This is a genomic window from Buttiauxella gaviniae ATCC 51604, assembly GCF_001654835.1.
GTDB lineage: Bacteria > Pseudomonadota > Gammaproteobacteria > Enterobacterales > Enterobacteriaceae > Buttiauxella > Buttiauxella gaviniae.
The window spans coordinates 66,816-89,765 of the sequence record NZ_LXEP01000003.1; the positions used below are offsets into that span (position 1 = coordinate 66,816).

At 48.6% G+C, this 22,950-nt stretch carries 25 protein-coding genes and 2 pseudogenes; 16 read left to right on the forward strand and 11 right to left on the reverse strand.

All coding sequences use genetic code 11. The features are described 5' to 3' along the window. Both trpB and trpA read left to right on the forward strand, forming a co-directional pair. Positions 1-1,194 carry a tryptophan synthase subunit beta gene (trpB, locus tag M977_RS00710; protein WP_034457050.1) on the forward strand — a complete coding sequence of 398 codons (1,194 nt, stop codon included), beginning with the start codon at positions 1-3 and terminating at the stop codon, positions 1,192-1,194. After that, entirely contained in the window at positions 1,194-2,000 is an 807-nt protein-coding gene (trpA, locus tag M977_RS00715) for a tryptophan synthase subunit alpha (protein WP_064511638.1), read from the forward strand. The genes trpB and trpA overlap by 1 nt, the downstream gene beginning before the upstream one ends. A gap of 94 nt (positions 2,001-2,094) precedes the next feature. Here the strand turns inward: trpA and ompW are convergent, their stop codons facing one another. From ompW to M977_RS00730, 3 genes are all read right to left on the reverse strand, one after another. Continuing rightward, a complete protein-coding gene (gene ompW, locus M977_RS00720; RefSeq protein WP_064511639.1) occupies positions 2,095-2,727 on the reverse strand; it encodes an outer membrane protein OmpW in 633 nt (210 codons plus the stop codon). A 341-nt stretch (positions 2,728-3,068) separates the two neighbouring features. Next, the gene (locus M977_RS00725) at positions 3,069-3,344 is read right to left on the reverse strand and encodes a YciI family protein (protein WP_064511640.1); all 276 of its coding nucleotides are present in this window, start codon (positions 3,342-3,344) and stop codon (positions 3,069-3,071) included. A 14-nt stretch (positions 3,345-3,358) separates the two neighbouring features. Continuing rightward, complete coding sequence (locus M977_RS00730) at positions 3,359-3,934, reverse strand: NAD(P)H-dependent oxidoreductase (RefSeq protein ID WP_064511641.1); 576 nt, start codon at positions 3,932-3,934, stop codon at positions 3,359-3,361. Between the two features lie 141 nt (positions 3,935-4,075). Between M977_RS00730 and M977_RS00735 the strand changes: the two genes are divergently transcribed. Further along, positions 4,076-4,975, forward strand: coding sequence for a LysR family transcriptional regulator (locus M977_RS00735; protein ID WP_064511642.1), 900 nt, complete (start codon positions 4,076-4,078; stop codon positions 4,973-4,975). Between the two features lie 98 nt (positions 4,976-5,073). Here M977_RS00735 and M977_RS00740 read toward each other — a convergent pair whose 3' ends face one another. Beyond that, on the reverse strand, positions 5,074-6,483 hold the full coding sequence (locus tag M977_RS00740; protein ID WP_064511643.1) for an MFS transporter: 1,410 nt from the start codon (positions 6,481-6,483) through the stop codon (positions 5,074-5,076). A 112-nt stretch (positions 6,484-6,595) separates the two neighbouring features. Between M977_RS00740 and M977_RS00745 the strand changes: the two genes are divergently transcribed. Continuing rightward, complete coding sequence (locus tag M977_RS00745) at positions 6,596-7,474, forward strand: helix-turn-helix transcriptional regulator (protein WP_245163467.1); 879 nt, start codon at positions 6,596-6,598, stop codon at positions 7,472-7,474. A gap of 209 nt (positions 7,475-7,683) precedes the next feature. On the opposite strand, the gene M977_RS00750 is transcribed toward M977_RS00745, so the two are convergent. Further along, positions 7,684-8,937 carry an MFS transporter gene (locus M977_RS00750; RefSeq protein ID WP_064511644.1) on the reverse strand — a complete coding sequence of 418 codons (1,254 nt, stop codon included), beginning with the start codon at positions 8,935-8,937 and terminating at the stop codon, positions 7,684-7,686. Positions 8,938-9,035: 98 nt separating this feature from the next. Beyond that, a complete protein-coding gene (asd, locus tag M977_RS00755) occupies positions 9,036-10,154 on the reverse strand; it encodes an aspartate-semialdehyde dehydrogenase (protein ID WP_064511645.1) in 1,119 nt (372 codons plus the stop codon). Between the two features lie 415 nt (positions 10,155-10,569). Here asd and M977_RS00760 point away from each other — a divergent pair, with 415 nt between their 5' ends. After that, positions 10,570-11,118, forward strand: coding sequence for an AAA family ATPase (locus M977_RS00760; RefSeq protein ID WP_064511646.1), 549 nt, complete (start codon positions 10,570-10,572; stop codon positions 11,116-11,118). A gap of 274 nt (positions 11,119-11,392) precedes the next feature. Here the strand turns inward: M977_RS00760 and M977_RS00765 are convergent, their stop codons facing one another. From M977_RS00765 to M977_RS00780, 4 genes are all read right to left on the reverse strand, one after another. Then, positions 11,393-11,863 carry a GNAT family N-acetyltransferase gene (locus M977_RS00765; RefSeq protein ID WP_064511647.1) on the reverse strand — a complete coding sequence of 157 codons (471 nt, stop codon included), beginning with the start codon at positions 11,861-11,863 and terminating at the stop codon, positions 11,393-11,395. Positions 11,864-12,037: 174 nt separating this feature from the next. Next, positions 12,038-12,490, reverse strand: a complete 453-nt coding sequence (locus tag M977_RS00770) for a GNAT family N-acetyltransferase (RefSeq protein WP_209438592.1) — start codon at positions 12,488-12,490, stop codon at positions 12,038-12,040. Between the two features lie 93 nt (positions 12,491-12,583). Continuing rightward, positions 12,584-13,174, reverse strand: a complete 591-nt coding sequence (locus tag M977_RS00775) for a GrpB family protein (RefSeq protein WP_167351077.1) — start codon at positions 13,172-13,174, stop codon at positions 12,584-12,586. Between the two features lie 146 nt (positions 13,175-13,320). Beyond that, positions 13,321-14,148, reverse strand: a complete 828-nt coding sequence (locus M977_RS00780; protein WP_064511650.1) for an aminoglycoside phosphotransferase family protein — start codon at positions 14,146-14,148, stop codon at positions 13,321-13,323. A gap of 361 nt (positions 14,149-14,509) precedes the next feature. On the opposite strand from M977_RS00780, the gene ydfZ reads away from it, so the two are divergent. Continuing rightward, a complete protein-coding gene (ydfZ, locus tag M977_RS00785; RefSeq protein WP_064511879.1) occupies positions 14,510-14,713 on the forward strand; it encodes a putative selenium delivery protein YdfZ in 204 nt (67 codons plus the stop codon). Between the two features lie 354 nt (positions 14,714-15,067). Further along, on the forward strand, positions 15,068-15,523 hold the full coding sequence (locus tag M977_RS00790) for a GNAT family N-acetyltransferase (RefSeq protein WP_064511651.1): 456 nt from the start codon (positions 15,068-15,070) through the stop codon (positions 15,521-15,523). Between the two features lie 242 nt (positions 15,524-15,765). Here the strand turns inward: M977_RS00790 and M977_RS00795 are convergent, their stop codons facing one another. Continuing rightward, positions 15,766-16,290, reverse strand: a complete 525-nt coding sequence (locus M977_RS00795) for a lipocalin family protein (protein ID WP_064511652.1) — start codon at positions 16,288-16,290, stop codon at positions 15,766-15,768. A gap of 118 nt (positions 16,291-16,408) precedes the next feature. Here M977_RS00795 and M977_RS00800 point away from each other — a divergent pair, with 118 nt between their 5' ends. From M977_RS00800 to M977_RS00835, 9 genes and pseudogenes are all read left to right on the forward strand, one after another. Continuing rightward, positions 16,409-17,137, forward strand: coding sequence for a MerR family transcriptional regulator (locus tag M977_RS00800; RefSeq protein WP_064511653.1), 729 nt, complete (start codon positions 16,409-16,411; stop codon positions 17,135-17,137). 230 nt (positions 17,138-17,367) lie between these two features. Beyond that, a complete protein-coding gene (locus M977_RS00805) occupies positions 17,368-17,802 on the forward strand; it encodes a nuclear transport factor 2 family protein (protein WP_064511654.1) in 435 nt (144 codons plus the stop codon). Continuing rightward, entirely contained in the window at positions 17,799-18,518 is a 720-nt protein-coding gene (locus M977_RS00810; RefSeq protein WP_064511655.1) for an SDR family NAD(P)-dependent oxidoreductase, read from the forward strand. Before M977_RS00805 ends, M977_RS00810 begins: the two co-directional genes overlap by 4 nt. Continuing rightward, on the forward strand, positions 18,515-19,774 hold the full coding sequence (locus tag M977_RS00815) for an NAD(P)/FAD-dependent oxidoreductase (RefSeq protein WP_064511656.1): 1,260 nt from the start codon (positions 18,515-18,517) through the stop codon (positions 19,772-19,774). Before M977_RS00810 ends, M977_RS00815 begins: the two co-directional genes overlap by 4 nt. Before the next feature lies 1 nt (position 19,775). Further along, positions 19,776-20,498, forward strand: coding sequence for a DUF1365 domain-containing protein (locus M977_RS00820; protein WP_064511657.1), 723 nt, complete (start codon positions 19,776-19,778; stop codon positions 20,496-20,498). Next, the gene (locus M977_RS00825; RefSeq protein WP_064511658.1) at positions 20,495-21,715 is read left to right on the forward strand and encodes an SAM-dependent methyltransferase; all 1,221 of its coding nucleotides are present in this window, start codon (positions 20,495-20,497) and stop codon (positions 21,713-21,715) included. The genes M977_RS00820 and M977_RS00825 overlap by 4 nt, the downstream gene beginning before the upstream one ends. After that, positions 21,712-22,197, forward strand: coding sequence for a DUF2878 domain-containing protein (locus M977_RS00830; RefSeq protein ID WP_064511659.1), 486 nt, complete (start codon positions 21,712-21,714; stop codon positions 22,195-22,197). The genes M977_RS00825 and M977_RS00830 overlap by 4 nt, the downstream gene beginning before the upstream one ends. Then, positions 22,194-22,313, forward strand: a pseudogene (locus tag M977_RS25760) (hypothetical protein); the annotation flags it as partial. The gene M977_RS00830 and the pseudogene M977_RS25760, both read left to right, overlap by 4 nt. A 93-nt stretch (positions 22,314-22,406) precedes the next feature. Then, positions 22,407-22,944: pseudogene (locus tag M977_RS00835) on the forward strand (DUF3833 domain-containing protein). Positions 22,945-22,950: the final 6 nt, after the last annotated feature.

Below are 22,950 nucleotides of genomic sequence, written 5' to 3' on the forward strand. Positions count from 1 at the left end.
ATCATGACTTTACTTAATCCCTATTTTGGTGAGTTTGGCGGCATGTACGTGCCGCAAATCCTGATGCCTGCACTGCGTCAGTTAGAAGAAGCTTTTGTTGCCGCGCAAAGCGATGCTGAGTTTCAGGCTGAATTTAACGACCTGCTGAAAAACTACGCAGGCCGCCCAACTGCACTGACCAAATGTCGTAACCTGACAGCTGGCACCAAAACCACCTTGTATTTAAAACGTGAAGATTTACTGCACGGCGGCGCACACAAAACCAACCAGGTTCTCGGCCAGGCTTTGCTTGCTAAGAAAATGGGCAAAACTGAAATCATCGCCGAAACTGGTGCCGGTCAACATGGTGTGGCATCAGCATTAGCCAGCGCCCTGCTTGGCTTGAAATGTCGCATTTATATGGGTGCAAAAGACGTAGAGCGCCAGTCGCCGAACGTGTTCCGTATGCGCCTGATGGGTGCGGAAGTGATTCCTGTACATAGCGGCTCTGCCACGCTGAAAGATGCCTGTAACGAAGCATTGCGCGACTGGTCTGGCAGCTACGACACCGCGCATTATATGCTCGGCACCGCAGCTGGTCCGCATCCATTCCCAACCATCGTGCGTGAATTCCAGCGCATGATCGGTGAAGAAACCAAAGCGCAGATCCTTGAAAAAGAAGGCCGCCTGCCAGATGCAGTTATCGCCTGTGTAGGCGGCGGTTCTAACGCAATCGGCATGTTTGCAGACTTTATTAACGATGCCAAAGTCGGCCTGATTGGTGTTGAACCAGCCGGGCACGGCATCGAAAGCGGTGAACACGGTGCGCCACTGAAACATGGTCGCGTAGGCATCTACTTCGGGATGAAATCCCCGATGATGCAAACTGACGAAGGCCAGATTGAAGAATCTTACTCTATCTCTGCGGGTCTGGATTTCCCGTCTGTCGGCCCACAGCATGCGCACCTGAACAGCATTGGCCGTGCCGATTATGTATCAATCACCGATGACGAAGCGCTGGAAGCATTCAAAACGCTGTGTCGCAGTGAAGGTATTATTCCGGCTCTGGAATCTTCTCATGCACTGGCTCACGCGCTGAAAATGATCAAAGAGAATCCAGAAAAAGAACAGCTGCTGGTAGTAAACCTCTCCGGCCGTGGTGACAAAGACATCTTCACCGTTCACGACATTCTGAAAGCGCGAGGGGAAATCTAATGGAACGTTATCAACACGCATTTGAACAGTTGCAAGCTCGTGGTGAAGGTGCTTTTGTTCCCTTCGTTACTCTGGGCGATCCATCGCCAGAGCAGTCACTGAAGATTATCGACACGCTGATTGAAGCCGGTGCCGATGCACTGGAGTTGGGGATTCCCTTCTCCGACCCGCTGGCAGATGGCCCGACCATTCAGAACGCCGCTCTGCGTGCATTTGCCGCAGGCGTTACACCAACGCAGTGTTTTGAAATGCTGGCCGTTATTCGCCAGAAGCACCCGACGATTCCGATTGGCTTGCTGATGTATGCCAACCTGGTGTTTAGCCGCGGTATTGACGAGTTTTACGCGTTATGTGCCAAAGTGGGTGTCGATTCGGTATTGATTGCTGATGTGCCAATTGAAGAGTCTGCGCCATTCCGCCAGGCCGCGATGCGCAATAACGTAGCACCAATCTTCATTTGTCCACCAAATGCTGATGATGCGCTGCTGCGTGAAATCGCCACTCATGGCCGCGGATATACCTATCTGCTGTCTCGTGCAGGCGTGACCGGTGCTGAAACCCGTGCGCAGTTACCGCTTCACCACCTGGTGGAAAAACTGACTGAGTTTGGTGCGGCACCTTCACTGCAAGGCTTTGGGATTTCCGAACCTTCGCAAGTTAAAGATGCAATTGATGCCGGCGCTGCCGGAGCGATTTCGGGTTCCGCGATTGTGAAAATCATCGAGAAGAATCTGGATAACCCTGATGTGATGTTAAGCGAGCTGAAAGCGTTTGTTCAGAGCTTGAAAGCCGCGACTCGTCGTTAATTTTCATTGTTGCCGGATGGCGCTAACGCTAATCCGGCCTACAACTGCTCGCGTAGGTCGGATTAGCGCAGCGACATCCGACATTACCGTTCTATCAGAAACGATAACCTGCCGAGAACATAAAGACCCACGGGTCAATCCGCGTCTTGATATTCTGCTCTTCACCACCAGCTTTAAACTTCACTTCAGTGTCGATATCCATGTACCACACCGACATGTTCAGCAACCAGTTATCATTAACCATATAATCCAGCCCAACTTGCCCTGCCGCTCCCCACGAATCTTTCACACTCAGATCGCTCAAGCCTGCATCTTTGCCAGTCTGATTAAAGTCGGCATCAAAGAAAGTGGTGTAGTTAATACCTGCGCCGATATATGGCCGTACTTTGCTTTTCGCATCTCCAAAGTACCACTGCGCCATCAGTGTTGGTGGTAGTTGACGAACGGTAGCCAGATCGCCTGTCGGACCTAAACCAACGCGATGGCGAAACGGTGTAGCCGCAAGCAGTTCGATACCGATGTTATCGGTCACCATATAGTCAAATGTCAGTCCCAGTTGGGTATTGTTGCTGACGCTAAAACCGCCCATCCCAAGCACATTGTCAGAACCTTCCGTTGGGCGCACGGTTGCTGAACCCGCACGCATGAAGAATTCACCTTGTTGATGTGCCAGTGCTTCACCAGATAAGCAGGTTAATGCAAGTAACGCCACAGACAATTTTTTCATAGCCCTCTCCTTGTTATGGTTTTAACAGCGGGCTGAATATACTCATTATTGAGTACAAAGTGATCCAGGCTCGATCACACTTTGCTGGCTAATTTAACATTTAATGATCTGGATTAATTTTTCGCATTTTTCTTAACGTCACAATTTTGGTGTCGTTTGATCCATAGCCCGACATAATCTGGCACGGGTAATATTATTCAGAACCAAAATACAAAATGGGCAGAACTGCTCAGTAACAGTGCTGCCCATTTGCCTAAGATGTGATGGACGAATCACGCCATCACCACCATCCATTTCGCCGCTCCAGACTCCTTGGTTGATTCGCAATAGCCGAGTTTTTATTACCAGCTTCCTACCATTTTGGGGGTAAATTCACGAATCTCATATTCAGCGAGATTGGGGTAATAGGCGTCTTCTTTCAGAATAGCTTCCAGCTCTTCCCGACTGTCGGTCTGAGCAATAATCACCCCTGCTCTTTCGCGATCCGAATAGGGGCCGATGAGAACAAAATTGCCTGTATTGAAATACTGCTGAAACCAGCTGACATGGCTTGTGAAAAGCGCTTCATGCTGTTCAGCCGTAATATCGTCATTCACCGTAATATTGATGAGATACATTTTTGCCTTCTCTTTTAGACAGCCATTTTTAAAGCAGGTATTGTTTCTTTAATAGCGGTAACCAGGCGATCGGCGTGATCTTTAGCCATTGCTTTCTGTTCCCGAACTTTAGCTTCATCACGCCCTGCATAGCTGATCCCAAAGGTGTAAACGGGTTCCTGCAATTGCAGATTGCACATCACTGCTGTGGTTTCAAACTGTGTCATGTACTGACCAATATCGTGACCAAACAAACCTTCAGGGGAATACAGGCTCTCTGGTGCGCCGGCGGTAAAGGAGATAATCAGCTTTTTGCCACCCAGTTTTGCGGTTGAACCATGGGCAAAACCGTGAACAAAGACCTGGTCAATCCATAACTTCATTAACCCCGGCACTGAATACCAGGAAAAAGGAAACTGCCAGACGATCACATCGGCATTAAGCAAGGCTTCCTGCTCCTGCGCCACGTTGATTTGGTAGTTCGGATAAAGCGCATCAAGAAAGCGAATTTCGGCCTCGGGCAGCGCTTTAGCGACTTCGCCCAGGATGGTGGCATTGCCAATGGACTCATTAAGATTCGGATGACCTGAAATAATCAGTACATTTTGCATTTTTGGCTTCCTTAACAGTGGTTTGTTTAACTGGAAGTGAGTATAAACAACCCTGATTCTGTTTTTTAGAGCATCAATAGCTCATACACTCTTAGCCAGTAGCTAATAATCTAACTTTTGTTTCTACTTCTGGATGACGCCATGAACAATGTCATTTACAACCAAATCCGTATTTTCCAGAGCATCGCCCGTGAAGGCAGCATTACTGCAGCGGCCAGGAAACTTGAGATCACACCACCTTCTGTTAGCAAAGCGCTAAAACTACTTGAGCAGCATATTGGCCACCCGCTTTTTGTTCGCACCACGCGGCGTATTGAACTGACGGATGCCGGGGAACAATTATTGCAACAAACGTCGCGGGCTGTGGAATCACTGGAAAGTGCAGTGGAAAGCATCAAAGAGCTGAATCAGGAACCATCCGGGCTGGTCAGAATTACTCTGTCACGATTTGCCTATCTGCTTATTCTGAAGCCCTTTATGGCTGAGTTTTGCCAGAGCTATCCGGGAATACAGCTTGAGATATCCGTTTATGACGGAACCGTGAATATGATTGATGAACGTTTTGATTTGGGCATTCGTTTTGGCGATATCCTGGAAGAGAGCGTGGTGGCCCGCCAGTTAATGAAACCGTTTCGTGAAGGTTTGTATGCATCACGAGCCTATCTCGCAGCACACGGTACCCCCGAACTGCCGACGGATTTGCATCAGCATCAACTCATCGGCTATCGCTTTATCACCAATAACCGCATCCTCCCTTTAATGCTGGAAGATAAAGGTGAGCAATTAACCGTTGAGATGTCAGGACAACTTATCAGCAGTGATATTGATGTTATGGCAGATGGAATACGCAGCGGTCTGGGAATAGGAAGAATGTTTGAGCCAGTGTACGAATTGCAGCCCGATAAAGAACAATTTATCCCAGTGATGATGCCTTACTGGAAAACCTATCCCCCGGTTTATCTCTACTATTTAAAAAGTACCGGCAAGGCAAAGCGAGTCAAAGCGCTGATTGATTTCTTAATGACGAAAACGAAAAAATAGCCATTAATATTATTTAAGTGATTTAAACAGCAAGCCAACATATTTCTTATCCCGGCTTGCTGTTTAAAATGAATACCATACGGTACGTGGAAATTATTTTAGGCGGCGATTGTTACTGATAAGGTCCGTCGTTTTGCTATTGTTGCCATGACAAGTACTAACATCATCAGGACTTCCATCCCGAGTACACCAATCATCGCTTGCGGATAGTTCCCATGATTTTGTTGTTGCATGTGAAGGAATAAACCGCCGAGTACCGCTGGCCCCAGGGCCAATGTAGATTGCTGTAGGGTGCTGAGAATTGCACTGGCTGCTCCAGCATCATTCGGTTTGATATCTTGCATCCCGACACGGTAAAACGTATTGACGATTAAAGCCTGACCATAACCAATGAAGACCGTTGCTGGCGCAATGATTAGCGCACCGGCAGCATCGCCATAATGATATAGGGTTGCCATAAGACCGATAAGGCCAAAAATTTGCAGTGAAATACCGGTTAACAAAATGGTGCTCATTGAGTAACGAGCAATAAGTTTTGGGGCATAACAGGCCGAGATAAAATAAGAAACGCCAAGCGCAATAAAACTATTACCCGATTGCCATGGCTCCATACCCATACCGGATTGTAAAGTCACTGCCAGGCAGAACATAAAACCTGACCAACAACTGAAAAATAATACTGCAATTAATAAGCCAAACCGAATGCTCGGGAGTTTAAGCAAATGAGGTGCCACAAGAGGTTGCAGGCCTCGCTTTTGTTGCATTAAAGCAGCAGCGCGCATTAAATAACCAAGAGGCAGTACCATTACCAGCATTGCCTGCATATACCATGGCCAATTTAATTCCGGGCCTAAGGTCATCGGAAACAGTAAACAGCACAACATGATTGCCAGAATAGATGTTCCTGGCCAGTCAATACGTGAAGGTGCTTCGCTACTTGTTTCTGGAATATATGAACGGCTCAATAGCAGGAATAACACGCAAATTGGCACATTAATAAAGAAGGCGTTACGCCAGCCAAGTCCCGCTATATCTGCTGAGACCAGCCACCCGCCCCCCATCTGCCCGATAATAAATGCAATACCACCAATTCCGCCATATAGACTTATGGCCCGTGCACGAGCGGGACCTTTTAACGTCACATGAAGCGTGGCAAGTATTTGCGGGACGATCAGTGCTGCGCCTGCACCCTGAAGCACTCGGGCAGCCAACAATTCATTTACAGAACCAGATATGCCGCATAATAAAGAGGCTAAACCGAAAATAAATACACCTAATTGCAAAATACGGCGACGACCATTGTTATCACCCAGTTTACTTCCCACGGCAAGACAGACGGCAAAAGCAACACCATAAAGCGCAACAATAAGTTCCAACTGAGTCGATGTCGTACCAAGCGAGTGAGTAATTGAATCGAGGGCAACATTAGTGATCGAAGTATCTATCATTGGCAACATCTGCGCTGTTAATAATAACAACAGGCCAGCGCGGCCAGGCGAAACATTCATCAAGTACTCCACTGCATAATTTAAAATTCGAATACAGTATTTCTGATGAATTAACACGGTACCAGTATTTGGTTATACTGGTATTATCACTGCTACGATATTGGAATTTTTAATGCCCCTCAAAATCTCGCAAGAGATGCCCGCCAACCTCCTGGATGATAGCAATAAAATATTGGCTCTGTTTCTGCGTACACGGCGCGAAAGCCTTGATCCCGCTCGTCTTGGTTTACCTCGTAGCGGCAGACGCCGCACGCCAGGTCTGCGTCGCGAAGAAGTCGCTATGCTCGCGAATATCGGGGTCACCTGGTATACCTGGCTTGAACAAGGGCGGAAAGTCAATCCGTCAACGGCTTCCATGGCTGCCATTGCTGATGCTCTGCAATGCACACCGGCTGAGACACGTTATTTGTTTATTCTTGCAGGCCTGCAACCTTCAGAAATGCCCGTAGCATCAAAGTATGAAGAGGTCAGCGCTGCATCGCGGCGGATACTGGATACGCTCATGCCGCTCCCTGCCAGTATCGTCATGCCTAACTTTGATATTCAGGGTTATAACGCTAATTACTGTCGTTTGATGGGCGTTGATCTCGATAATGTGCCACACGATGATCGCAACTCAATTTACCAATATCTCACAAATGACCACTGGCATAATTTACTGGGTGACGACGATATTGTTTTGCCCATTTTTATCGCTTATTTCCATGCTGGTATGACAGAACACCGCGGCGACCCTCGTTGGGAAAATCTTTTAGAGCGATTTTTCGAGGCATCTCCGGTATTCAAGCATTTCTGGGAACAGAGACACGAGGTTCGTTATATCGAAAATCACACTATGACTTACTACCATCATGAATTAGGGCCTTTCAAAATACAAAAGGTTAACTGGTTCTCAGCCCCCCGCGATGGGTCACGTCTGCTAGTTTATGTACCGGTAGATGAAAAAGGGGAACGGATTATTGCCATGCTCGAACATAAAGAGATGAACTAATAGCCCATGGTCCTACGAGTGATATTCACTCCTGGCCTGTGATGTAGGCTGGTCATGATATCACTCGTTGTAATGACGGGTTTATATAGCCACATTATATATTTCACGAGAATCATCCAGGCGAACAAGTTAATAATGTAGTGGTTATCATTTATTCAAAGGCGAACCGGTAAGTTACAGCTCAGTCCTGGTTCCTGCCGCCCTTATTATTATGAATCCTGTAACCGTACCAACATGTTGGTCCTGCAGGCGTAAATAATCACGCACAACAGCAGGCTGAGCAACGCAGTGCTGATAAATACTCCCGCTCCGGTCATCGCCAGCATCACACCACCGATTAACGGCCCGACAGCGAGCCCAAGCGTCGACAGCGTTGATGCACCAAGGTAGGCTCCGCGATGCTCAGCCGGGGCCAATTGATCGAGCAAAATGTTCAGGTTAGGCATCAGAATCGCTTCCCCCATACTGAATACGCCGGTAACAGTCAGCCATACCCAAATATCCGTCGAACGTATGGCAAAAAAGCATAGCTGCGAGAATGCAAAAATTGCTCCCCCCAGAAGAATGCGTTTTGGCAGATTGATCTGTGCCAGAAACCGCATAACAAACGTCTGAAACACCAAAACGGTACAGGCATTCGTAACCAGGATCAGAGTAATCAGTTTAACCGCCGCGTTGCTGTCCAGTAGCAGCAGGTACTGGGGCAGTACGGCTTCATAATGGATAAATACGATACTGCACAAAATGCTACACAGCAGCGCCGCTACGTAGATTCTGTCTCTGGCGATTATCCCCATCACCTGATGCAGCTTAATCGCGGGACCGCTGCAACTCTGCTTCTCGCCCAGCAATTTACCCGCAGGGATAAACAGCAGCACGTAGACGAAAAAAGGCAGATAGGTCAGCCCGGTTATCAGGAACGTCCCCTTCTGAGATGTCAGGCCAAAGACTATCCCCACCAGCGGGCCAAACACCGCTGCAACGTTGATCAGGTAGTAGCGCATTTGAAGGGCAAGAGCACGACGACGGCGGTCACCAAGTAAATCACTCATCAGCGCACGCACCGGGGGATCAACCCATGCAAAGCAAACGCCGATGATCATCAGGCCAGTAATAAACAACCCCATCCCAGTAGCCAGCGCCAGGGTCATGTATCCCACAGCAGAAAATCCACAGCCGAGCAGTAGAATAACCCGTCGCCCCAGCCTGTCCGAAAGCTGCCCGCCATACATACCGAGCACTACGGAGATCAACGCGCTGCTGGTCATCGCCACGCCAATGGCAATAGGCGACATGTGGTAACTCTGCGTCATGATCACTGCAATAAACGGCCATGCCATAAAATAGCTAAATCGTATAATGAGCGTAAAAAAGAGCAATGCATGGACTGTTGCCGGGAAGGTTTTTAGCGTCTGGAATAGACCCGGTGTCGCACAGATTTCAGCGGCGGGCTTAGTCGTCATACGTCATCCTGTTCAGTATTTTTATTAACATCTGGATTGCATGATCCTGAATATTAAAAGCACCTATCGAGCAGGTGCTTTTGCCTAAATAAAATAAATCAAACTCTGCCAAGCAGAATATTCAACATCCGGCGCAAGGGTTCCGCGGCTCCCCACAATAGCTGGTCGCCTACAGTCAGAACTGAATAGACTGGCTCATTGTTGAGCGCCATTTTCTTGTAGCGACCGATGCCCACCTGGAGAGAACCGCTAATGTATGCAGGGGTCAATTTACTGACACTCTCTTCCTTGTTATTTGCCACATAGTTAACCCAGGGGTGGGAATGCGTAACGAGCTCCGCAAATTCTGCTTCACTGACTTCACGTTTGAGCTTCAGAGTAATTGCAGCACTGTGGCATCGGATCACGCCGACGCGGATACACAAGCCGTTTACCGGGATCGTTCCGGGAGAAAGACCCAGAATTTTGTTCGTTTCTGCCTCACCTTTCCATTCTTCGCGACTATTCCCATCCCCTAAATCGCTGTCAATCCATGGAATGATGCTGCCCATTAAAGGCGCGCCGAAATTCTGAATTGGCATGTCAGCACTGTTAATTAGCTCACTGACTTTATTGACTAAAGGAAGCACTGAACCTGATGATGCCAGTTCATCGGAAGACAAATGTTGGCTTATATAAGCACTTTGAGCGATTAATTCCCGAACATATTTAGCACCCGCACCGGATGCAGACTGATAGGTCATCACACTCATCCATTCAATCAAGTCAGCCTTTATCAGCCCGGCCAGCCCCATAAGACTTAGCGTTATCGAACAGTTGCCACCGACAAAAAGTTTAATTCCATCTTTGACTGCACAGTCAATATTTGGGCGGTTGACGGGATCGAGAATAATGCAGGCTTTTTCATCCATCCGCAGCGCTGAAGCAGCGTCAATCCAGTAGCCTTCCCACCCATGGGCAATCAATGCAGGATAGACCGCTTTAGTATAATCCCCGCCCTGACAGGTTATGATGATGTCCATTTCGGCCAGGGCACTAATGGAGTTAGCATCTTTGAGTATATAGCTGACTCCACCAATGACCGGACCGGCGGCACCCGCACTGGAAGTGCTGTAAAAATGCGCAGAAATATCGTCAAAGTCGTTTTCTTCGACCATGCGCTGTAGCAAAACAGAACCGACCATTCCTCGCCAACCAACAATGCCAACTTGCTTCATTTGCTTAACCTTAACAACGTTATGAGAATGTTAATTATTTTCGAAGCACGTTATATCTCATCCCTAAATAAAGGTCATTACGAAGTGCATCAGATTCTGTCATTATTAAAATGTTTCATATGGATATCAGGAATTTTTATCCGTTTCGCAGAAAAACAACACGCCCATCTGAATGGGTTAAGGAATAATATTGAAGTGGGTATTACACGACAGAAACAATTATAGGAGAGAAAACGCGCAAATGGAGTTGGATGTTTCTCTCTCAGATTCGCGCTTCTGGCAAGTGGCAATTAGACTGAAACACTATTTTGTCAGGTATGAGCGTGAAGAGGATATGCGAGTCAGGATAAAACGTAGTTAGTCATGCCATCAATATTGCTGCTTTATCGCGTCTATAAATGTTTGGGAGGGTTCAATGTCTTCAGCTTTACAACATCGTTTCATTCTGACGGGTGGCCCGGGGTCAGGCAAAAGCAAGATAATTGATACGATCATAAAACGAGGGTATTGGTGTTCAAAAGAAGCTGGAAGAGGTGTTATACAGGACCAGATTAACATAGAGGGTGATGCATTGCCGTGGGCCAATCGAACAGCTTTTGCAGAGCTCATGCTATATTGGGAAATGCGTTCGTGGCACGAAGCGGAAGGGAAAACACGACCATGCTTCTTCGATCGTGGAGTTCCTGATGTTGCGGGTTATTTAAGCCTTGAAGAGCTTACCATACCGAGGCATCTGGATAACGCCATTGCGAAATTTCGTTATAACCGTACCGTATTTATTGCACCACCCTGGCGTGACATATATGTACAGGATACAGAGCGCAAGCAATCTTTCGATGTCGCCGTCGCGACATATCACGCGATGGTGAAAGCATACCGTATATATAACTATCAGTTGATTGAATTACCATGCGTTTCTGTAGAGGAACGTGTGGATTTCATCCTTTCCAGGATATTACGCTGATAGAACGGTAACTGCCCTTAATGATGAATCACCATGCCTGAACCTGCCATATTCTAGTGAATATAGAACTTCCGCTCCTGGCACAGACCTGCCTGTGAAAAAATCCAGGGACTGCGTTGAACGGGATGCCGACGTTATTCTCCCGTTGACTTAATTGACTGCGCCAATTCAGGACTCCGTTTGGGAAACGGAAAATATTGTACGTTATGATGGTTTTCTGTACTGACTGATTTCAATCAGGCGAAAAGGTCAATACTTTCCTTCAACCAGCTTTCTATTGTTTCGCCAAATATTTCCGCATCAATGCATTTTGTAGTGTCACGCCACGACGGACAGGAAAACCCCGTTCCACTACATGAAAGCCGTGCCGTAGAAAGAACTCTTCCGCAGCCTTACTCACATTTGAAGTAAGTTCAGCAATTCCAAGTTGTCTAGCTTCTTCATGAATGCAATTCATCAGTAGCGTCCCTACTCCCTGTCTCGGGTAGGTTCCTGAGACAAAGAAATGGTCAATGTACCCATTCGGCTGAACATCTGCATATCCAGCTATTTCCCCATCCATTTCAACAACAAAGGGGCGCAGCTCCTTCATGTAATTGGCCCATTGTTCCGGGTCGATATCTGGTGGAGCCCAGGCCTCTATTTGTTCATGTGTGTAGTAGTGTGATGCGATGGTATGTACAGAAGATAAAAAGACCCTGAATAACGCAATTTCATCCCCATTAGTGAAACTTCTGATTTTCATAAAACCTCGTTAGTCGTAACGCGTTCTGCCTGCCGGTAAAGGGTCTGGATGCTACATACTTGAGAGCAACTATAGCCTGTGGCATCTGCTGTTTCCCGGATATTCAGTTTTTTAACCTGTCGGTAGTACAGCACTTTCTGGTGCCTAATGGTTTTAACAGCAAGCGAGCTGTTTTTAGTCTGAGTATCTGCATACGTTCATCTCCTTACTCAGAAGGAGTACGGTTTTATCGTAGTTACTCAGGCACCACTCATGCTTTTTGATAACCGCCGGTGGGATTTTCTCTATATCTTTGACGGTACCAAATCCCATTGACCCGTAAAAACCTTCAAGCTCAGCAAAAGGTAAACAGTAAAGAACTGACAGACCTGAGTTCTTAATCAGGAAATCTACCACCTTACGGGCGATCCCCAGACCCTCATTGCCGGGAAAAACATAAATTCCCCCAAGCTCGCCGCTTTCTGTATCGATTGTTACAACTCTACCTTGACCAACAATATTATCGCCATCAGTCGCCAATACGATTAATTCCCCTGCAAGTGACGGTACAAAATCAATCTCAGCATAGCGCTCGTTAACGATGGCGAGCTCAGCGTTGGTGGCGATTCTTAAAGAAATTTGCATCATTCTTCCTACATCTCTTTATCTGTATTTTTCAGCTTTTGATTTTCAACCATAATATTTGGTGTAAATATCAAAAAATAACGGTCAAGAAACATATTAGATATAGCCTAAATGTTTGAATATTTTCTGATAGATTTCACGCACCACTTTGCTTTTATTTTCGTGATATTGTTGAATATCTAAGCTACAACCTTTAATTGCATCTAATTTAACGTCAGCATATAGCTGGCAGTCCTTCTTTGACTGTCGCAACCAGTCTCGAAAAAGCACATGTCGGATTGTTTCAGGAGTGTCTTGAGTGAAAATATGAAGGTTAACTCTGGGATTATCGTAATGAAAAAGACGATGTCCATGGAAGCGAGGCTCACGCACAATTAGTTTATACCCAAGACTCTCAAGTGCTAATACATAAGTTTTTTCATCTGTAGCATCAGCAACTGTCAAATCAATATCAATAACGGGTTTGGCAGCCAGACCTGGTACCGCCGTAGAACCTACATGATCAATTTTTAGTACATGCGAACCTAATTTATTCTTAATTTTAGATGCCAGTATTGAATATATATCCGGCCACAAAGGATCATACGCAACGACCACTACACTCTCAATCGGCGGTACGCCATTAACAAAATAACTATCCTGAGGATCAATGACATAATGCTGCATTATTTCTTTTGGGCTAACCATAAACCAACACCTATCGACCATACAAATTATGAACAATAGCGTACAGGAGATGGGTTTGGATGTCTCTCAAACGTCCGCTCCTGGCTCAGAGCACACTACCAGGACTTACAGTCCGCTCTGAGCGACAACATAACTAAACTGTCTAATCACTTATCCAATTCGCTAATTGCCAGCTTAGCAACATTTGATGCAATTGATGTTGCATCATTACTTTCGAGGGACCATGTTGTTGAAAGCCCGCACCATGCAATTATCCATTTGAGAAGGCGATCTCTGTCCAGTTCTGCCGTCTCGGCAACAACACTTAGACGCTGTTTAAATATCTCCGGCAGCGTCGCGACACGAGGCACTGGATTACCAAGATCCGGATTAGTAAAAATATTGGCAAAGTCGAATCCCCGTTCACATATTAGTCCTTTTGGGTCAATGGCCAACCAGCCAGATGTTTCAAAATCAAGCACGTTACCGTGATGTAAGTCACCATGTAATGCAACCACATCCCGTGGAGAAGAAAGCAATTCTTCTGAGATTTCTGCGCAACGTGTCAGGATACTGCCATATTTCAAGGCTGCAGGTTTTAGAGGATAAAACCACTCATGTAGAGGCGTAAGCTGGGGTAATGGTTTTTTTGGGAATGTATGAAGCCTGTTCGCAGTAGTACACATAATACGACAAGCTACATCATCCTGACCTTCTCGTGACATAGCTGACAATGACGCGGAACCAGAGGCTCTTGAGAGAAGAATTGCTTCATTTTCATGTGCAATAACCTGCGCCGCACCATTCCCTTCCCACCATGCCATTAGTGCATTACCGGCTTGTTCATCTGTATTATCCGTAACTTTTAACATGGCTTTAATACCATGTGTTGCTGTTTTAACCGGATATAACTGTGATGTATGAGTTATAAATGGGGTGCCATCAGGAATGAGATCCCAGCGATTTAGCCAATGTTTTAACTTGAACGTTTCCATAAAATTTTCTTTAATATCCTTATATTAAAAGTGGGGAAACAGAGATGCATTCAAGTATTTTAACCCATAGGTGATGAGCTTTCCTGCATGCTGTTTTCTAGTAAGGTATGGGGGAATTAATTATGAGTGTCTCTCATGAACGAGGCATAGCTGCTCAGCCCCAAATACTAATTAGTCTTAAGTTGTAAATATGGCCGGGTTGTGATTAAAACACTTTGTTTAGCTTATGGACTGAGGTCTTTTCCTGAGCATCTAAAATTTACAAAATTTTGACTTGGCTCAAAACATTTTTACCAATGAAGAGCTATTTATTTGCCGTTAAATCATCTCGTATCAATACAACAAAAAAGGAGGAATGATGATGTTGACCTATGATTGCTACCGTAACGCTATCACAACTGGCAGCCGCGTTATGGTGTTCAATAAAGGTCTGACTGGTGTCATTAAGACCATTCACGGCGAAGGTAAAACAGCCGAACAAATTCGTCGTTCTGAATGTGTTGAAATCGAAGGTTGTGAAGGTGTTTTCTGCCCGATGGAGTTAGTTCGACTTGAACTTCACTGATAGGGCTTATCGAGTCAGCACATTATTTTACATATAAGATAAACCCGAAAATATATTGCTTAAGGCCACCAAATTGGTGGCCTTAATTGATGAATTACTTAGCAAGGCTGACCTGCATCTCGAAAATCTCCATCAGCTTTGAGCGAAGAATGGACAATACTCTTTCTAACCTTGCGCCCACCAAAGAAAGGTCGGGGTGATACCCGCCGCTGGAGTTACATGAACGGTGGGTACAGCGTGTACATTATTGTAAATACTGATATTACTTGAGCTGAATTTTCATTGATGGAGATGCATAAGGCATTTACCATTATCATCTTCTATCCTGACTAAGAACTTTATAAAGGGTATCGCATGATAACAGTAGAGAAATCAGATCCACTTTCACCAGATTCTTATTCTTTAATTGAAAAATTGTCAGCAGAGCTTGCCGCTATAACTGGTGATAGTGGAAAAAGTAATTTCGCAATTGACTCAATGGATGGTGACAGGTCGCTTTGGGTACTGGCAAGAAACAAAAAAGGCGATGCAATAGGATGCGGTGCTATCCGACCGTTAACAGAAAATATTGCCGAACTTAAAAGAATGTTTTCAGACCGAAGCATCCCGGGAGTGGGAAAAGCTTTACTCAATTTTCTTGAGAAATCTGCGAAAAACATGGGATATGCAGAGCTCTGGCTTGAAACTCGAAATGTTAACCATAAGGCTGTGAATTTTTATAAGAATAATGGATACGTTTCCATTGAGAATTACGGCCCCTATATCGGCCGAGAAGAAGCGGTGTGTTTCTCGAAAGTATTGCGGGACTGATACACAGCCTGTTTAGCATAAGCGTTTTCTACTCATACCTTTATTTGCGCAGCGTCCCTGCGGGCGATTTGGCCTTCCCCAGGCTATAGATGCAGATGTATGAGCGCGCTGATCGAAAAATGTTAAATGTCCATTTAATCAAAATCTTAAATTTGACAAGATTTACACCTGAGATTCAACAGCATCAACCAAGGCGTATGAGCCCTGGCCTTTTAAATATTACTCTCTAATCCGGGTGTAATTTATTGCTTCACCCAAACCAACTGATCGACCTGGAAGCCGAGAGTGCGCGCAGTGTTTAGGTAATCCTGCTTCACCGCATCCGGAATGGTTGGTGTACGCGACAAAATCCACAAGTAGTCACGGTTTGGGCCACTCACCAGTGCGTACTGGTAATCATCATCGAGCCTTATCACGTTATAGCCGCCGTAGAACGGACCAAAGAATGAAACCTTCAGCGCGGCGGTTGTAGGCGCACCGGTAAATGAGGCTTTCCCTTCGCTCTCATTCCACTTGTTCTTAATCGGATCATAGCCACGATTGAGCACGCTAATAGCGCCATCGCTGCGCGTGCCATAGGTAGCAGTCACCTTCTCAAGGCCGCGTTCGAATCGGTTTTCAAGGCGAGCGACTTCATACCATTTGCCAAGATAGCGGTTGGCATCAAAGTTAGTTATCGGTTGAACGCCTTTCGGTTGCGTGGGAGATTTACAAGCAACCAGTGTCAGTGCGATAGCAACACCAGTTACAACGGGCCATATCTTCATAAGACCTCCTTTTATCTGAGCGGTTGGAAGTAAAGTGTAGTGCAAACACCCTGCTCTTCATTCAGGCTGCAAATATTCGTAGTATATTGAGAATATTCTTTGTCATCAGGTGTACCTCATGCCCTATTCCATCGGTGAATTTGCCCGGCTTTGCGGGATAAACGCGACCACACTACGCGCCTGGCAGCGTCGTTACGGTTTAATCAAACCGTTGCGCACCGATGGCGGACACCGCCTGTACAGTGATGACGATGTCCAGCAGGCACTTAAAATTCTCGACTGGGTGAAAAAGGGAGTCCCCGTCAGCCAGGTGAAGCCCTTGCTGGCCCGTCCAGAAACTCGCCGTACAAACAACTGGCTCACCCTTCAGGAGAGCATGTTGCAGAAGTTGAAAGAGGGAAAAATCGAATCTCTGCGCCAGCAGATTTACGATTCGGGCCGCGAGTATCCGCGCCCGGAGATGGTCAGCGAAGTTCTACGCCCACTGCGCAGTAAAGTCTCAGCCAATATTCCCGCGATCATGACACTGCGTGAAGTCCTCGATGGCATCATCATTTCCTACACCTCGTTTTGCCTCGAAGGTGATAAAAAAGCGCCGGGGGATAATTACCTTATCACCGGCTGGCACCTTAGCGACCCATGTGAAATCTGGCTCGAAGCACTCAAACGTACGGGGCAAGGGCATCGCATTGATGTGCTCCCTGTGCCGCCTGCCATGCTGGCACCCGAGATCTTCCCTGAGCGAAAATGGCTGCTGGTCACTACCGGTAAAGTTACCGCAGCCCGTAAAAAACAGATTGAACTCTGGCAGCAACAGGTCGTTTCACTCGATGTGATCCCACTCTAAAACCGTACCCCCGCCCCTTTTTCCTCTCGATGATAAGCAACCGTAAAAAGTTGCGTATCTGGCATGTTTTTATAAAAACCCAATCAAAACCAGCAAAATAACACCTACATAATGCATTGAATATATAGAACAATAAAAACACATTCACTTTAAACTTGTACAAATATTAGTAATTGTCTAAGTTTTAATTATACGATTACTTCACGTTTTCTACAGCCAGGGTGAGACTCATGAGCACAATGCCATCCGTCATCGAGCGTTTTTTTGACTATTACACCACCCTGGATAACCAGTCTCCGCTGGCGCTGGCGGCGCTATATCACCCGGATGCCGAACTGGTCGACCCCTTTGGCACACATCAGGGGCTGTATGCGCTACAGCGTTACTTTACCCATCTGCTGGCTAATGCGGAGCACTGCCGTTTTTCCATCGATTCACCGCTCAGCGAAGGCCAGCGTTTTGCCGTGAGCTGGACAATGCACTGGTCGCATCCACAGATTTCTAAAGGAGACACGCTCGCTTTGCCAGGGTGTTCAATCGTGGATGTACACGGCAACCTGATTATTCGTCAGCGCGATTACTACGATGCGGGAGAGATGGTTTACGAACATCTTCCCCTGCTGGGCTGGCTGGTACGCAGAGTAAAAAGGAGGGTGCGCTCATGATGACTGTCCTCATCACTGGCGCATCCTCCGGCATTGGGGCGGGGCTTGCAAAATCCTGGGCTGATGACGGCTGGCACGTCATCGCCTGCGGTCGCGATCCTGCCCGGCTTGAGGCCCTTCACGAGCACAACCCGAACATCACGCTACGCCTGTTTGATATGACGGACAGGGAAGCCTGTCGCCAGGCGCTGGAAGGATGTTACGCCGATCTGGTCGTTCTTTGTGCGGGAACCTGCGAGTATCTCGATGGCGGCATAGTCGATGCCGCGCTGGTAGAACGGGTTATCAACACCAACTTCCTCGGGCCGGTAAACTGCCTTGCGGCACTTCAGCCACAGCTGGTTTCGGGCAATCGCGTGGTATTAGTTAGCTCAATGGCACACTGGCTACCCTTCCCAAGAGCGGAGGCGTATGGCGCGTCCAAGGCCGCGCTCACCTGGTTTGCCAACAGCTTGCGCCTGGACTGGGAACCTAAAGGTATCGCGGTAACGGTGGTGTCGCCGGGCTTTGTCGATACGCCACTTACCCGTAAGAATGATTTTTCCATGCCCGGCCGGGTCAGCGTCGACAGCGCAGTGGAGGCCATTCGCAAGGGCCTGGCAAATGGAAAAAACCATATCGCCTTTCCCACTCGTTTGAGCCTTACCCTGCATCTGCTGGCAGCCCTACCGTCCTTTCTACAGCGAGCATTGCTGCGCAAGATGGTGCGATCATGAAAATCGCTATTATCGGCAGTGGTATCGCTGGTTTGACCTGCGCATGGCGGCTGGCAGGGCATCACCAGGTTACCATTTTTGAAGCGGAATCCACTCCGGGTGGGCACACCGCCACGGTTGATGTAACCACCCCGCAGGGTATATATGCCATTGATACCGGGTTCATCGTCTATAACGACCGCACCTACCCACGTTTTATGGGCCTGCTGAGCGAGCTTGGGCTCAGCGGGCAAAAAACGCAGATGAGCTTCTCGGTGCATAATCCACGCAGCGGCCTGGAGTACAACGGGCATACCCTCAGCTCGTTGTTTGCCCAGCGCCGGAACCTGTTCAACCCCGTGTTCTGGAAGTTGCTAAAAGATATCGCGCGCTTTAATCGCCTGGCGAAAGCTACGCTTGCGGGCGAAGTTGAACCAAACGCCACGCTGCATAACTTTCTTGAGCAACACCGCTTCAGCCCGTTTTTCGCACGCCATTACATTTTACCGATGGGCGCCGCCATCTGGTCATCATCGCTGCAAGAGATGCGCTGTTTTCCCCTGCCCTTGTTCTTACGTTTCTTTGAACACCACGGCCTGCTGGATATCACCCATCGCCCGCAGTGGTACGTGGTGCCAGGCGGCTCTCGAGAGTATATCCGCGCCATGCTTTCACAGCTGGGCGACCGCCTGACTCTGCACCTCAACTCGCCAGTACAACAGGTCATCCGCAATGCACAGGGCGTTAAGATCCAGCTTGAAACCGCAAGCCACACCTTCGACCAAGTGATCTTCGCCTGCCACTCTGCGCAGGCTCTGGCGATGCTTGACGAACCGACAACCAGCGAGCGCGAAGTGCTGGGTGATATCGGCTGGCAGCGTAACGAGGTGGTTTTACACAACGATCGACGCTGGCTTCCGGTACGTGAACGCGCCTGGGCAAGCTGGAACTATCGTCTGAGCGAACGGGATGAAGCCCGCGCCTGCGTGACCTACAACATGAATATTCTGCAAGGGTTGCCTGCGGGGAGTCCGCTGTTTTGCGTGACTCTGAATCCTGAAACGCCGGTGGATGAACGCTTTGTCCTGAAACGTTTTGTTTATGAGCACCCGCTGTTTAACCCACAAAGCTGGCGTGCTCAGGCGCGTCGCAGTGAGATTAATGGTCATCAGCAAAGTTGGTTCTGTGGCGCTTACTGGTACAACGGTTTTCATGAAGACGGGGTACGCAGTGCGCTCGACGTGGTAAAGGGAATTGCCGCCGGGAGGGGTTATTAAGATGAACAGTTGCCTGTATCAGGGTGTGTTACGTCATCGCCGCCTCCAGCCAAAAGTGCATCATTTCCGCTATCGCGTATTTATGGGCTGGCTGGATTTGGATGAGCTGGATGCGCTTTCGTTGGTGGGGATCCGGCGCAATAAGTTTGCCGCAGCCGCCTTCTACGACGCGGATTACCCGCTCGGCATGCCGCTTAAAGAGAACGTTCTCAACCGGCTGGAAAGCCTGACCAGAGAGCGCCCTGGTGGCCGCGTCATGCTGCTGACCCAATTGCGTTACTTCGGGTTCCATTTTAATCCGATTAACTTCTACTACTGCTACGACCGGACGGACACGCTGCTATGGATTCTGGCAGAAGTGCGCAATACGCCGTGGAACGAGCGCCATTACTACGCGGTGGACGGCCAGGTGGCGCATCCAATTGAGAAAGCTTTCCACGTCTCGCCCTTTAACCCGATGGACATGGTTTATCACTGGCGCTTCAACAAACCCGGCAAAACGCTATATATGCACATCGAAAATCACCAGCAATCGAAAGTGTTCGACGCAACACTGGCGCTGAGCCGCACACCGCTGACGCGTACCAACCTGGCCTCGGTGCTGCGGCGTATACCGTTGATGACGCTTAAAACGGTGTTCGCCATTTACTGGCAGGCGCTACGGCTGTGGATTAAGCGCGTGCCTTTGTATAGCCACCCCGTTAACAGGAGTGATCGCTCATGACCGATCCTGTCTTTGCGTTTGAAGCGAGCACCCCACGCAACGTACGTCTCGCCCGCTGGATGCTGTTTCGTGTGTTGAGCGGTATTCGCGGAGGTTCGCTTACCGTGCGTGACGGGACACATGCCTGGCATTTTGGTGATGCCTGCGCCCCGTTAAGTGCCGAAGTGCAAATCCTCTCGCCAGCCGTTTACTGGCGTTTGCTGACCGGTGGAAGCCTCGCCGCAGCTGAATCCTGGATAGACGGCGAGTGGGAAACGCACCAGTTAACACCACTTTTGCAGATACTTGCGCTCAATGGCCCGGTTTTGGGCCAGCTGGAAAGAGGTTTCCGCCTGCTTGGCAAACCTATAGAGCGGCTTCACCACTGGACACGGCGCAACCATCGCCAGCAGGCACGTGAAAACATCGCCGCACATTACGACCTGGGCAACGAATTCTACGCCCTGTTTCTTGACGAAGAACTGCTCTACTCCAGTGCCCTTTTTAGCGCCGATGAGCTGGATCTCACCCGCGCTCAGCAGGCCAAAATGGCACGCCTGTGCGAACAGCTGGCGCTGACCTCCAGCGACCATCTTCTCGAAATCGGCACTGGCTGGGGGGCGATGGCCGAATATGCCGCTCGCCACTACGGCTGTCGCGTGACCACCACCACGCTTTCTCAGGAGCAGTACCTTTGGGCGACACAGAGGATTGCTCGTGCAGGATTGCAGGATCGGGTGCAGGTACTGTTGTGCGACTATCGCGACCTGACCGGAGAGTTCGACAAGCTGGTGTCCGTCGAGATGATCGAAGCTGTGGGCCAACGCTACCTCCCCGGTTTTTTCCGTACCTGTCAGGCGCGTCTGCGTCCAGGCGGAAAAATGGTGATTCAGGCCATCACCATTCAGGACCAGCGCTATCACGCATACAGCAAAAGCGTCGACTTTATCCAGCGCTACATTTTCCCCGGTGGCTTTCTACCGAGCATCACGGCAATGAGCGAGTTGATGACGCACCACACGGATTTTGTGGTGCGCAATCTCTTCGATATGGGGCCAGACTACGCCCGCACGCTGGCGCACTGGCGGCAGCGTTTTGTACACGCCTGGCAAGATATTGAAAAACTAGGTTTTGATGACCAGTTCCGCCGTATGTGGCTCTACTACTTCGGTTACTGCGAAGCCGGATTTAACGCACGCACTATTAGCGTCGTCCAACTCACGGCGGAGCGCGTATGAAACGCAATCTGCAGGTTTTTGTCATGGCCATCGCGTTCGATCTCTACTGGACGTTGGTGGTGCTGTTTCGCGAGCACGGCCTGTTTCTTTGGCTCGTGCTCGCCATCCTGGCCTGCCTGATGCTATCGCCTGCTCATCGTTTTTACGCTCTCTTGCTTGCAGCTGGGGGCAGCGGGCTGGATGCACTATGGGCGCTAACCGGGCTAATCGATTTTAATGGCGATGCGCTACTTCCCCTTTGGATGATGGCGCTATGGCTGATGTTTGCCGTCGTCTGGACCAGGTTGACCTGCATAACGACGTTGCCGGGGTGGTTGCTGACTTCAATGGCGACTATAGGTGCACCAGTGGCGTACCTGATAGGTGAACGCCTCGACGCGATTACCTTCCTTGAGCCGACGTTTATCGTCATCAGTTGGATGGCGACGGGCTGGCTGGTTCTGATGCTGTTTTTCCACATTCTGATAGGGCGGCGTGCATGAAACTCTCTCAATTATTGTTGCTCTGGCTGGCAGCAGTTTCGCCCTTCGCCCCTGCCGCCGATTGGTTAAACTGGCGAAAAGTGGGTGATGCGACCCTCACATGGGGGCCGTTTAGCTGGGGCCCCGCCAATCTGAAGCTTTGTGGGCATCTGGCTCGATCCTGGTACTCAATATCCCGCACTGAGCCAGCAGTTAATTGGAGGTGACGAATGAAACGTATTCTGGCACTCGGTATAGCACTGATTCTGTTGCTGGCGGGATGTAGCGCAAACATTAACGACTACCGTCAACAGACGCCGCCACTTGATATCTTTCAATACTTCCAGGGCAAAACCGAGGCATGGGGCATGGGGCATGGTACAGGACCGCAGCGGTAAACAGTTGCGCCGCTTCCATGTTGACATCAGCGGCGTCGTCGTCGGCGAGACCCTGACGCTCAATGAACACTTCGTCTATGACGATGGCGAGAAACAGCAGCGAGTTTGGCATATCAGGCGCATCAGTTCTGACCGTTACGAAGGAACCGCGGGCGATATTGAGGGCGTGGCAAAGGGTGTGACTTCAGGGAACGCCTTTAACTGGCACTACAGCATGAAGGTGAAAGCCAACGGCAGTACCTGGCTGCTGAACTTTGACGACTGGATGTACCTGCAAGACGGCATCCATCTTTTTAACAAAACCGAGATGAAGAAATTCGGGGTCACCGTGGGTACGGTCACGCTTTTCTTTACCCGCAAAGAGCAGTAAGAGGAT